The sequence below is a fragment of the Nocardioides sp. Root1257 genome (assembly GCF_001425175.1).
In the GTDB taxonomy this organism is placed as follows: Bacteria; Actinomycetota; Actinomycetes; order Propionibacteriales; family Nocardioidaceae; genus Nocardioides.
In genome coordinates this window covers 896,395-908,000 of sequence record NZ_LMDV01000008.1, presented here as the reverse complement: position 1 = coordinate 908,000, position 11,606 = coordinate 896,395, and the positions used below count along the sequence as shown (strand labels likewise).

General features: G+C 70.8%; 11 protein-coding genes. 3 read left to right on the top strand and 8 right to left on the bottom strand.

Annotated elements, in window-relative coordinates:
- Nucleotides 1-54 precede the first annotated feature (54 nt).
- Nucleotides 55-213, top strand: a complete 159-nt coding sequence (locus tag ASC77_RS26635; RefSeq protein WP_156391053.1) for a hypothetical protein — start codon at nt 55-57, stop codon at nt 211-213.
- A gap of 29 nt (nt 214-242) precedes the next feature.
- On the opposite strand, the gene ASC77_RS12385 is transcribed toward ASC77_RS26635, so the two are convergent.
- The 4 genes from ASC77_RS12385 to ASC77_RS12370 form a co-directional block, all read right to left on the bottom strand.
- Nucleotides 243-1,244, bottom strand: a complete 1,002-nt coding sequence (locus ASC77_RS12385) for an aldo/keto reductase (protein WP_056152903.1) — start codon at nt 1,242-1,244, stop codon at nt 243-245.
- 141 nt (nt 1,245-1,385) lie between these two features.
- Nucleotides 1,386-2,561 carry a PrsW family intramembrane metalloprotease gene (locus ASC77_RS12380; RefSeq protein WP_056152900.1) on the bottom strand — a complete coding sequence of 392 codons (1,176 nt, stop codon included), beginning with the start codon at nt 2,559-2,561 and terminating at the stop codon, nt 1,386-1,388.
- Nucleotides 2,561-3,193: a hypothetical protein gene (locus tag ASC77_RS12375; protein ID WP_056152897.1), complete on the bottom strand. Its 633-nt coding sequence runs from the start codon at nt 3,191-3,193 to the stop codon at nt 2,561-2,563. The genes ASC77_RS12380 and ASC77_RS12375 overlap by 1 nt, the downstream gene beginning before the upstream one ends.
- Nucleotides 3,194-3,282: 89 nt before the next feature.
- A complete protein-coding gene (locus ASC77_RS12370) occupies nt 3,283-4,119 on the bottom strand; it encodes a methyltransferase domain-containing protein (RefSeq protein WP_056152895.1) in 837 nt (278 codons plus the stop codon).
- A gap of 58 nt (nt 4,120-4,177) precedes the next feature.
- On the opposite strand from ASC77_RS12370, the gene ASC77_RS12365 reads away from it, so the two are divergent.
- Nucleotides 4,178-4,510 carry a TfoX/Sxy family protein gene (locus ASC77_RS12365; RefSeq protein WP_056152892.1) on the top strand — a complete coding sequence of 111 codons (333 nt, stop codon included), beginning with the start codon at nt 4,178-4,180 and terminating at the stop codon, nt 4,508-4,510.
- Here the strand turns inward: ASC77_RS12365 and ASC77_RS12360 are convergent.
- Complete coding sequence (locus tag ASC77_RS12360; protein ID WP_056152889.1) at nt 4,479-4,835, bottom strand: TraR/DksA family transcriptional regulator; 357 nt, start codon at nt 4,833-4,835, stop codon at nt 4,479-4,481. The genes ASC77_RS12365 and ASC77_RS12360 overlap by 32 nt on opposite strands.
- On the bottom strand, nt 4,832-5,974 hold the full coding sequence (gene rlmC / locus ASC77_RS12355; protein ID WP_056152886.1) for a 23S rRNA (uracil(747)-C(5))-methyltransferase RlmC: 1,143 nt from the start codon (nt 5,972-5,974) through the stop codon (nt 4,832-4,834). Before rlmC ends, ASC77_RS12360 begins: the two co-directional genes overlap by 4 nt.
- Before the next feature lie 90 nt (nt 5,975-6,064).
- On the opposite strand from rlmC, the gene ASC77_RS12350 reads away from it, so the two are divergent.
- Nucleotides 6,065-7,516: an MFS transporter gene (locus ASC77_RS12350; RefSeq protein ID WP_056152882.1), complete on the top strand. Its 1,452-nt coding sequence runs from the start codon at nt 6,065-6,067 to the stop codon at nt 7,514-7,516.
- On the opposite strand, the gene ASC77_RS12345 is transcribed toward ASC77_RS12350, so the two are convergent.
- The gene (locus ASC77_RS12345; protein WP_056152879.1) at nt 7,506-9,173 is read right to left on the bottom strand and encodes an alpha/beta hydrolase; all 1,668 of its coding nucleotides are present in this window, start codon (nt 9,171-9,173) and stop codon (nt 7,506-7,508) included. The two genes, ASC77_RS12350 and ASC77_RS12345, sit on opposite strands and share 11 nt — an antisense overlap.
- A gap of 75 nt (nt 9,174-9,248) precedes the next feature.
- The gene (locus tag ASC77_RS12340; RefSeq protein WP_056152875.1) at nt 9,249-11,555 is read right to left on the bottom strand and encodes an immune inhibitor A domain-containing protein; all 2,307 of its coding nucleotides are present in this window, start codon (nt 11,553-11,555) and stop codon (nt 9,249-9,251) included.
- Nucleotides 11,556-11,606 lie beyond the last annotated feature (51 nt).

Genomic DNA, 11,606 nt, shown 5'->3' with positions numbered 1-11,606 from the left:
GAGGTGCCTCAGACGAGCACCTTGGGGTCACTGACACACCAAGGAGTGATGACGATGATCGCCTCGATCTCGATCGCCGACCCGACTGCCGCCCTGATGCTCGCCGCCCTCGACGTGGACCAGTACGGCGCGGTCCGCGGACGGCGCAGCGACCTGCGTCGCCGCCAGCGCCGCTTCCAGCGGCACGCGCGACTGCGCAAGCAGCTGGCCTGATCCGTGATCCACGGTCGCTGGAACGTCCCCTACCAGCGACCGTGGACCGCTGCTCGGAAGTGCTCGTCGTAGATGCGGCGGACGCCCTCGAGCAGCGGCTCCGGCAGCGGGTCGGCGTCGCCGGCGGCGGCGTTGGCCCGCGCCTGGCCGCCGTTGCGGGCACCCGGGATCACCGTGGTGACACCCGGCTGCTGCCACGCCCAGGCCAGCGCGACCTCGGCGGGGCTGAGCCCGGTGGGCCCGGCCTCGTCGATGAGCTCCACGAACTCGCGGGCCGCCCGCACCCCGGTCGCGTAGTCCACCCCCGAGAACGTCTCGCCCACGTCGAACGCACTGCCGTCGCGGTTGTAGGCGCGGTGGTCGTCGGCGGCGAAGGTGGTGTGCTCGTCGTACTTGCCCGACAGCAGCCCGGAGGCCAGCGGCACCCGCGCGATGATCGCGACCCCGGCCTCCTGCGCCGCCGGCAGCACCGCGTCGAGCGGCTTGAGCCGGAACGCGTTGAGGATGATCTGGATCGACGCGACGTGCGGTCGCGCGATCGCGGACAGCGCCTGGTCGCAGGTCTCGACGCTCAGCCCGTACGCCGCGATCGCGCCCTCCGCGACCAGCGTGTCGAGGGCGTCGTACGTCGCGTCCGCGTCGACGGTCGCGCTCGGTGGGCAGTGCAGCTGCACCAGGTCGAGGGCGTCGACACCGAGGTTGCGCCGCGACCGGTCGGTCCAGGCGCGGAAGTTGTCGAGCGAGTAGTTCTCGGGCACCTGGTCCAGCCGGCGGCCCATCTTGGTCGCGACCGTGATGCTCGCCCCCGATGAGCGAGTGGTCGTGAGGAACTTCCCGATGACCTGCTCGCTGCGCCCGTCGCCGTACACGTCGGCGGTGTCGAAGAAGGTCACGCCGGCCTCGACCGAGGCCTCGAGCACGGCCAGGGCGTCGCCTTCGGAGACGTCACCCCAGTCGGCGCCGAGCTGCCAGGTGCCGAGCCCGATCACCGAGACGTCGTGGTCAGTCCTACCGAGGCGTCGTTGCTCCATGGGCCAAGTCTGTCAGCACCCGCACGTCGCGAGCGACCTGCTGCTGCTGACGCTGGCGCAACCCGGCGAGCCGGCGCTGCTTCTCGGCGAGGGAGAGGGTGCGCCAGGCGTGACGTCGGTCCGCGGTGGTCTGCATGTCGCTCAGGAGCCTGCCGCGAGCGTCCTGATACGTGCCACCTCGGCCCGGGCGTGCTGGACCTTCGGCGTGTCGGCACCGTCCGCCTCGGCCACGTCGTGGGTGAGGTCGAGGATCGCGCGTCGCAGGTGCTTGCGCGCCTTCTTGGCGCGATGGCTGGGGGCGGCCTTCGTGAAGCGCTTGCGCTCGACCCTGTCGACGACCGCCTCGACCTCCTCGGACGTGACGGTCCCCGCCGCGATCTCGGGAGCCAGGATGTCCCGGACGAACTGGTGCTCCCGGGGCCCGGCCGCACGGAAGGCCACGGCCAGGATCGTGAACCCGGTCGCAGCGGAGAGGGCCATCACCGCCAGCAGCAGCAGGCCGTTGCCCTGCCCCAGACCGCCGGCGTCGTCCCAGGTGAAGTGGAGGAACATCCCCGCGAGGATGAACCCGAGCCCGCGGAGCACGCGGCGCGGCTGGGCTGCGGTGCCGATCACGTAGACGGCACCACTGCAGACCAGCGCACTGAAGAGCGGGTGCGAGATGAAGCCGACGCCGAAGCGGGTGAAGGAGATCTGCACGGCGTGCACGACCGGATCGGTCCCGAAGGCGTCGCTGGCCGAGTTGGCGGCATACAGGAAGTCCTCGAAGGCGGCGAAGCCGAGCCCGATGAAGGCACCGATCACGAGGCCGTCGTTGGCCGTCCGCACCAGGCGCGGAGCGAGACCCATCAGGAGGACGAACCCGCAGAGCTTGGCCGCCTCCTCCGTGAAGGGGGCGGTGGCGCCGGCGGCCCAGCTGGTCGCCCAGTCCTGGCCGAACAGCTTGGCGTAGATGCTGAGCATGGCGGTGTTGACCGTCATCGCGAAGCCGAAGGTGGCCGCGATCGCGCCCCAGACGACACCGGCGACGACGAGTCCGACCGGCTGCCGCTCCCAGCGGTCGATGTGGCGGAGCCACGCCCACCACGCGGCGCCGAAGAGCGTGCACAGCACGGCCGAGATCGCGAACGCGTCGGCGTAGAAGCCGATCTCGGGGTCGAAGAAGGACCAGGCCTGGAAGATCCCGACCCCGCTCAGCCACAGGTAGACCCAGAAGCACAGGTTGTGCGGCTGCACGAACCGGAAGCGCTCACCCCAGGCCGAGAGCTCGAGCGCCTCCGCCTGGACCGTCCGTGGGTCGATCGTCTGGCTGGTCATCACGGCCTCCCGTCCGGGACGCCGATGCTGGCGATCATCGCGTCGATCTCCTCGTTCGCGTCGGCCAGCTCGGCCGGAGGCCCGTACGCCGTGATCTTCAGGCCGGTGCCGTCGATGACGAAGGCTGCGACCACGCCGTCGCCGCGCACGCTGCTGTAACCCTGGATGACGCCGACGTTCCCAGCCGTCGTGGTCACGGTCGACGGGTCGCCCGAGACCTCGAAGGACGGATCGCTCGTGCCGCTGGTGACCTTGTCGACCTGGTCGATCAGCTCGGCCGGCGTACCGTCGAAGGCGTCGGCCGAGACCGCGAAGGTGACGCCGTCGTCGACCAGGACGATCTGGGCCGTCTTGCCGACCTCGGGGTCGTCCGCCACCCGCTGGCCGCTCTCGACCTGCCAGCCGACAGCCGGGGTCAGGACGATGCCCGCGGGCAACGCCAGCTGGTCGCCCGCCCGCACCGGGTCGTCCCAGTCGATCGCCTTGTCGATGCGCGGGATCACGACCGTCGCGAGGATGAAGACCCCGACGACGAAGAGCGCGTAGGGGAAGGACCGCTTGTCCAGGCCGAGCAGACGATGCTCAGCGGGGACGCGCAGGTCCTCGACCCGGGATCGAGCGTCAATCGGCATGGAGGCTGCTCCTCGTGTCGGTTGGCACTCAACCGTGGCAAGCGATCACTGCCGGCCGGTCACACGAAACGGGTGAGGAACGCGCGATGTCAGGGCTTGCGGCACACGAAGCCGAAGACGGTGACCGCCGAGAACGCCCAGCCCGCCTCGGCCGCCGCCGATTGGCTGCGCAGCGCCTCCTCGGCCTGCTCGCGGGACAGGGTCCCGTCGGCGACGGCCTGCTCGGCAGCGAGCCGCGCCATCTGCGACCCCATCAGCACCTCCTGCGGGTAGACCAGCGCCGACGAGCCGACGTCGGGATCGACCTCCAGGCCGGCCGTGATCGCCTGCCGGGGCAGGTGGCGCGCTGCGGTCGGGTTCGCGACCTGGGACATGAACGCGTCGAGCATCACGCGACCGACGGCCGGGTCGATGTCCGACTCGACGCGCGACGCGTGGTCGGAGTCGAGCAGCAGCGCCCGGCCACCGGGCCGCAGCACCCGGGCGATCTCGGTGACGGCCGCCTGCGCGTCGGGCACGTGCTGGAGCACCCGCTCGCACCAGACCACGTCGACGCTCGCGTCGGGCAGCGGCAGCTCGGTCGCGAGCCCCTGGCAGAACTCCACGTCGATCCCCGCCGCCGCGCACCGCTCCTCCGCGACCCGGCGCAGCATCCCGTTGGGCTCGATGCCCAGCACCCGCCCGTCCGGGCCCACCAGCCGGGCCAGGCGCCGCGTCATCGTCCCGGTGCCCGAGCCGACGTCGACGCAGGCGTCCCCCCGGCGTACGTCGGCCGCGGCCAGCGCCCAGGCCCGCAGCCGCTCGATCGACGGCGCCGCGTCCTGGGCGTCGAGGACACTCACCATCGCGTGCACGGCGTCCGCGTCGACGGTCCCGGGCCGGAAGGCCGTCCCGAGCGTGAAGGACGTGCCGCTGACCTCACCCATGCTCATCCTCCGAGGTTCCTCCTCGACGGATGTCGGCGCCAGGGGTCACCATCGATCCATGGCGTACGACGAGGCGCTGGCCGACGAGCTCCGCGAGATCACGACGGGCCTGCCGGGCATCAGCGAGAAGAAGATGTTCGGCGGCCTGGCCTTCCTGGTGCACGGCAACATGGCCGTCGCGGCCAGCAGCACCGGCGGGCTGCTGCTGCGGGTGCCGCCCGAGCGCACCGAGGAGCTGCTGGGTGAGCCGCACACCGACGAGTTCGTGATGCGCGAGCGGGCGATGGCCGGCTGGCTACGGGTCGATCCGCCGGGCCTGACGACGCCGGCGGACGTCGAGCGGTGGGCGCAGATCGGACTCAGCCACGCCGCGGCCCTCCCGCCGAAGTAGCGCACGCGACACAGGTCGCCGCCGTCGGACGGACCTCGAGCCGGCCCTCCGGGATCATCGTCCCGCAGGTCGTGCACACCCCGTAGGTCCGCGCGGCGACGCGGGCGAGCGCGGCGTCGACGGCGGCCAGGTGCTCCTCGGCCTGGCGCACCAGCGCACCGACCTGCGCCCGCTCGAAGGCGATCGTCGCGCCCTCGGGGTCGTGCTCGTCGTCGGCGTTCGTGTCCCGCGACGCCTCGACGAAGCCACGGTGGTCGGCACGCAGCGCCGCCAGCCGCGACACCGCCCGCCGGCGCTCCTCCGCCAGCCGGTCCCGGGCGCTCATCGACGCTCCAGCAGCACGAGCACCTCGTAGTGGCTCGTGTTGGGGAACATGTCGAGCAGCTGGGCGCGCACCGGTCGCAGCGACGGCATCGCGGCGAGGTCCGTCGCCAGCGTCGCGGCGTTGCAGCTCGAGTAGAGGACGTGGTCGACGTCCGACGACCCGAGCCAGCCGCTGAGGTCCGGCCCGATCCCCCGTCGCGGCGGGTTCACGACCACCAGGTCGGGCGGCGTCGCCGCACCCAGGGCGTACGCCGTCGCGTCGCCGGCCTCGAAGCGCACGTCCGCCAGGCCTGCCTCGGCCGCGGTGAGCGACGCGCTGGCCACCGCCTCGCGACTGACCTCGATGCCGGTCACGGCGACGCCCGGCCGCGCCAGCGACAGTGCGAAGCCGCCGACGCCGCAGTAGAGGTCCCAGACCGACGCCGCCGCCAGCTCACCGGTCCAGGCGCGGGCCCGCTCGTACAGCTCGGCGGCCATCGCGGTGTTGGTCTGGAAGAAGCTCTGCGGCCGCAGGTGCAGGTCGAGACCGGCGACCCGCATCAGCAGCGTCTCCCGCTCGGTCAGCACGATCTCGCGCTCGCCCTCGAGCACCGCCTTGTGCTCGGGCTGGAGGTTGACCGACGCCACGACCAGCGCGGGCAGCGCCTCCTGCAGCCCCGCCAGGTGCTTGCGGATCCGGGCGACCGGCTCCTGCGAGCGCAGCACGAAGCGCACCATCAGCCCACCGTCGGGCGACTCGGTCACCAGCAGGTGCTTGAGCTCGCCGCGTCGCGCCGGCACGTCGTACGGCGTGAGCGCGGCCGTGCGCACGAAGTCGGCCAGCAGCGGGAGGGCCGCCTGGATGCCCGGGGTGTGCAGCGGGCAGTCCCGCAGGTCGACCCCGCCGCCGGCAGCCCCGTCCCGATCAACGCGGAGGATGCCGAGGACCGGCTCGTCGGCCGTGCCGGTGACGACCATCTTCGCCTTGTTGCGGAAGCCCAGCTGGGCGCTCGCGACCGGTGCCTCCCAGGCCAGATCAGTGCCGACGAGCGCCGCGACCTGGCGCTGCTTGTCCTCCAGCTGCACGTCGTACGGAAGTCCCAACCAGCTGCACGAGCGGCACCGACGGGCGTCGAAGTGGTGGCAGAGGGTCGCGGTCATGGCCTGCCCAGGCTACGGGCGCGAGCCAGGTCACACAGATCCATCGACGGTTGTCGGAATCAACCAGTCCGGCGTGGGGTTGCCTACGGCATGACGTCCGCCCTCGAACGCCGTACCGACTACCGCCTCACCTTCCTGGTGCTGTGCGTCGGTGTCGCGTCCTTCTCCTTGCTCCAGTCGATGGTCAACCCGGTGCTGCCGACCATCCAGGCCGCGCTCCACACCGACCAGGCGACCGTCACGTGGGTGCTGACGGCGTACCTCGTGTCCGCCTCGATCTTCACCCCGATCATCGGCCGCGTCGGCGACAAGGTCGGCAAGGAGCGGATGCTCGTCGTCGCGCTCGGCGCGCTCGCCGTCGGCTCGCTGCTGGCCGCGGTCGCCGGCACCATCGGCGTGCTGATCGCCGCCCGGGTCATCCAGGGCATCGGAGGCGGCGTGCTGCCGCTGACCTTCGGCATCATCCGTGACGAGTTCCCCCGCGAGAAGGTCGCCTCGGCGATCGGCATGGCGGCCGCGCTGCTCGCCGTCGGCGGCGGCGTCGGCCTCGTGATCGCCGGCCCGCTGGTCGACGCACTCAGCTACCACTGGCTGTTCTGGATCCCGATGGCGATGACCATCCTCGCCGCGATCGCCGCTGCGGTCTGGGTCCCCGAGTCCCCGGAGCGCACGCCGGGTCGGATCAACGTCGCCACGGCGTTCCTCATGTCGACGTGGCTGGTCGCCTTGCTGGTCGGCGTCAGCCAGGGCCACCACTGGGGCTGGACGTCGGGCAAGGTCATCGGCCTGTTCGTGGTCGCCGCGGTCATGCTGCCCGTCTGGGTCATCGCCGAGGCCCGCAGCAAGGAGCCGCTGATCGACATGCAGATGATGCGGATCCCCACCGTCTGGACCGTCAACCTGGTCGCCCTGCTCTTCGGCATGGGCATGTACGCGATGTTCGCCTTCGTGCCGCAGTTCCTGCAGACCCCGGAGGTGGCGGGCTACGGCTTCGGCGTCAGCGTGAGCGAATCTGGACTCCTGCTGCTGCCACAGACGGTCGCGACCTTCATCGGCGGCATCGCGGCGGGCCGGCTCGCCGCCCGCTTCGGCTCCAAGGCCCTGCTCGTCGTCGGCGCCACCCTGACCGCGGTCGGCACCTTCGGGATGGCGTTCGCGCACAGCGAGCTCTGGATGGTGATCATCGAGACCTCGATCCTCGGCCTGGCCTTCGGCCTCGCGTTCGCCGCGATGTCCAACCTGGTCGTCGCCGCGGTCCCGCAGAGCCAGACCGGTGTCGCGAGCGGCATGAACACCAACATCCGCACGGTCGGCGGCGCCATCGGGTCCGCGGTCATCGCCACGGTCGTCACCAGCAACCTGCTGCCGATCGGCGTGCCGACCGAGTCCGGCTACACCCACGGCTTCCTGCTGCTCGCGATCACCTCGACGGCCGCGGCCGTGGTCTCGGTGCTGGTGCCGGTCGTCAAGGCCGCGACGCACGTCGTGCCCGGCCCCCAGGCGGAGGCCGAGCACGACGCGGTGGCGACGACTACCGCTTGAGCTGTGCGTTCGTGATCAGGTCACGAAGCGTGCCGAGCCGGTCCTGACCGGTGACCGACCTGCGTGCCGCGGCGGCGGGTGCCGTCGCGTCCGGCGGCGGCACCGGCTCGCACTGCACGTCGGAGCGGTTGCCGCGCACCCGGTCCGGCAGCGCGCCGGTGAGCAGGTAGTCGGCGATCCGGTCGTCCGTGCAGGCCACCCCGGAGAGCGACCCTGCGTGCGTCGTCCCGCCCACGCCCTCGATCAGGACGGAGCGCGGGAACCGCTTGCGCACCTCGAGCGCGCCGGCGTACGGCGTCGCCGCGTCCTCGGTCTCCGAGATCAGGAGCATCGAGGGCGCGTGCTTGCCGGTCACGTTCACCGGCTTGGCCGAGGGTGCCGCCCAGTCGAGGCAGGGCGTGTTGTACCAGGTGTTGTTCCAGGCCAGGAACGGCGCGTACGAGTTGATCCGCCACGCGTCCTTCTCCCAGGTCTTCCACTTCGACGGCCAGGGTGCGTCGGTGCACTGGACGGCGAGGTAGTTGGCGTAGGTGTTGTCCGAGCCCGGACCGGTCGGGTCGCCGTAGTAGTCCTTCGCCGGCCCGAGGTCGCCGTCGGCAGCCGCGACCAGCACGTGGGCGACGGTGTCCCAGTCGTAGACGTAGTAGGCCGCACCGACGAACACGTCGTTCCAGTCCGCCGCGCCGAAGTCGGGCTCCGGGTCGGTCGTCAGCTGGTCGAGGGTGTCGTAGTAGATGTCGCGCACGGCGTCACCGTCGGTGCCGAGCCCGTACGCCGCGTCGTTGTCGGCGATCCAGTCGAAGAACGTGTCGATGTTCTTGTCGAACTGCTTCTCCTGCTCCAGGTTGGCGTCGTACCAGACGTCCGTCGGGTTGACGACGCCGTCGAGCACGAACTTGCGCACCCGGTCGGGGTACATGGTCGCGTAGACCTGCGCGAGGTAGGTGCCGTACGAGAAGCCGTAGAAGTTGATCTTCGAGGCGCCCAGCGCCTTGCGGATCGTGTCCATGTCGCGCACCCAGTCGGTCGTGTGGGTGTGCCGCAGCAGCGAGCCACCGGCGGCCGCGCAGTCGTCGGCGTACGCCGTGGACTTGGCCCACCAGTACTCGCGCACGCCGCGGTGGTCCGGGACGTACGCCGGGCGGCCTGGCGCGAAGTAGTCCGGGTCGCAGCTCAGCGACGGCACGCTCCGGCCGACACCGCGGGGGTCGAAGCCGATCCAGTCGTAGGGGTCGCCGCCGCCGTTGGGCACGAACGCGCCCAGGCGGGCCAGCCCGAGACCGGAGCCGCCCGGTCCACCCGGGTTGACCAGCATCGGCCCCTGCGCGGCGGCGTCGGAGGTCTTGTGGGCGATCTTCGAGACCGCGAGCTGGATCTTCTGCCCGCCCGGCCGGTCGTAGTCGAGCGGGACGGTGAGCATCCCGCAGGTGGCGCCCGCGTTGCGCAGGCTGGCGGTCGGGCAGTCGCCCCACACGATGGGCGGCGGGGTGTAGCTCGGCGTTCCGTGGTGGTGGGACTTCCCGTGGTGGGACTTCGCATGGTGGGCCTTGGCCGGGTGGGCCTTCGCGTGCTGCGGCGGTGCACCCGTGGCGTTCCCCGCACTGAGTCCGAGGCCCACGAGGGCGACGACCGCCAGCGCGCTGGTCAGCTTCCTCATCGAGATTCCTTCCGAGACGTGGCCGGGGCCCGACGCGTGGCGTCGGGCCCCGGTGGAGCGTGTGGAGCGGGACGATCAGTTGACGCGGATCGTCATGATTCCCTTCTTGTCGTTCGTCGACATCACCCGAATGGTGGTGCCGGTGCCGCCGACGATGACGCTGCCGAGCGGGTTGGCCTCGTCGTAGTAGGCGTAGGGGTCGGTGTCGTCGAACACCTTCTTGGCCGCCTGCGCCTTCTGCACCAGCGTCGTGCGCTGGGTGCCGCCGGCCGTGGCAGCCTCCCGGTGCAGGCTCAGCGCCGGGGTCTTCTCGAGACCGAACGTCGCGTCGTAGGACTGGATCCGGTTGCGGGCGACGGTGCCGTCACTCCAGGTCAGCGCCGCGGCGTGCGCGTCGACCGGCAGTGCCTCGCCGCCGCCCGGGTGCTGGCTGGTGTTGTTGTCGGAGTAGAGCGAGTTGGCGTACCAGACCAGCAGGCCGTTCTGGTACGGGAAGTGCTCCACCTTGTCGGGCAACGTGGCGAGCCAGCCGAAGTTGTACGGCCCCTTCTTGAGGGTGCTGTCGTAGCCGGCGTACTGCCGGTTCTCGGCCAGGTAGTAGTGCTCGTACGGCACGTTGTAGCTGCCGTTCGTCACCACGAGGAACCCGTCCTTGGTCCACGACGGCGCGTCGTCCTCGACACCGGTGGTCAGCGCGGAGCCGACCGCGATGTCGTCGACCTTGAGCCCGAACTCGTGGAACGCCGCGTCGTTGACCATCCGGAACCGCACCTTGACGGTCTGACCGGAGTACGCCGACAGGTCGGCCGTCAGGTCGACCCAGGCGTCACCGCTGTCGCCGGTGATGCCCTCGCCGTCGTTCTGGTTGTTGGGGTCGGTGTTCGTCGACAGGTTCGTGTGCAGCGGCGTGAAGCTGGTGCCGCCGTTGGTCGAGACCTCGGCGTACCCGTAGTCCCAGTCGGTCTCGATGTTGTAGTTGACCTTCGCGGTGAGCTGGCCGCCCGCGGGGACGGCGAAGCTCGGGCTGGTCACGCTGGCCGTGCGGTCGTCGCCCTGGCCGGAGTAGAAGTACTTCGACCCCGAGGCCGCGTCGCCCATGTCGATCTTCTCCTGCCCGGGCGGCAGGTTCACGAGCACGGCCTGGGCGTTCTTCGTCGCGTGGTACGACGGGCCCAGCTTGACCTCGGCGCGCCGGCCGGCCGCGACCTGGGCGTAGTCGAGCCAGCCCAGGAAGAGCTTCTCGGTCGCGCCCATGTGGTTGGGGGTGGTGCCGATCGCGTTGCCCGGGTCGCTCATCCACGAGCCGGAGCTCATCAGGTTCCAGAAGCCGGTGCCGTTCTCGCCGCCCGAGGTGTCGTAGTAGTCCGGGAGGCCGAGGTCGTGGCCGAACTCGTGCGCGAAGACGCCCAGGCCGCCGTTCTCCGGCTCCGTCGTGTAGTCACGGATCCAGATGCCGGTGTTGGCGATCTGGATGCCGCCCTTCTTCGCGCCGCCGGTCGGGCCGGTGTTGGCGTTGGGGTTGACCGCCCACCGGTGCGACCAGATCGCCCACTCCGGGGCTCCGGCCTCCTCGCCCTCGCCGGCGTGGATCGCCTGGAAGTGGTCGATGTAGCCGTCGGGCTCGTTGAAGTTGCCGTCGTTGTCGTAGTCGAAGCGGTCCCAGATGTCGAAGGACTGGAGGTAGGCCTTGATCTCGGCGTCGCTCTTGCCGGCCGCCTTCTGGGCGTTGTACCAGGCGGTCGCGCTGTCGGTGATGAAGCGCGTCATGTCCTGGTTGGACTCGGTCTGGCCGTAGCTCGCCTCGTTGTTGGGGACGGTCACCCAGTTGCTGACGTCGCCCTCGAGGTCGAAGCGACCGCTCGACATCTCCTTGTAGATGCCCTTGAACGACTCGCCGTCCTGCTCGGGCATGCCGTTGAAGAACATGTCGAGGTAGTGCTGGCGGTCGAAGGCGGGCTTCCAGTAGGTGCTGTTGTCGTCCGCACCCGGCTGCGGGATCTGGCCGGCCGAGGGTCCGGCGGGCGCGGTCGGGAAGCGGGGGTCGACGGTGTTGCCGAAGCCGACCAGGAAGGTGAGCAGCTGGGCGGTCTCCTGCGTTCCGTACTCGACCCACTGCTTGTCGCCGACCTTGACGGCCTTCGACCCGCCACGCGTCTGCACGTCGCGCTTGCCGGTGGCGACCAGGTCGACACCCTTCTGCTTGAGCTCCCGCCGCTTGGTCTCGCGCGGGTCGTTGCGGTCGTCCTTCTTGTGGTGGCCTACCTGCTGGGCGTCCGGTGCCGAGTCGGCCGACGGGGTTGCCGTGGCCTGACCGGGCATGACGACGGCCGCGAGCGAAAGGCTCGCGGCCGCAGCAAGGACGCCCGAGATGCGTCGCTTCAAGGTATTTTCCTCCGAGAGGTTGGCAGCGTCCCCGAGTGGGCGCCGTATGGA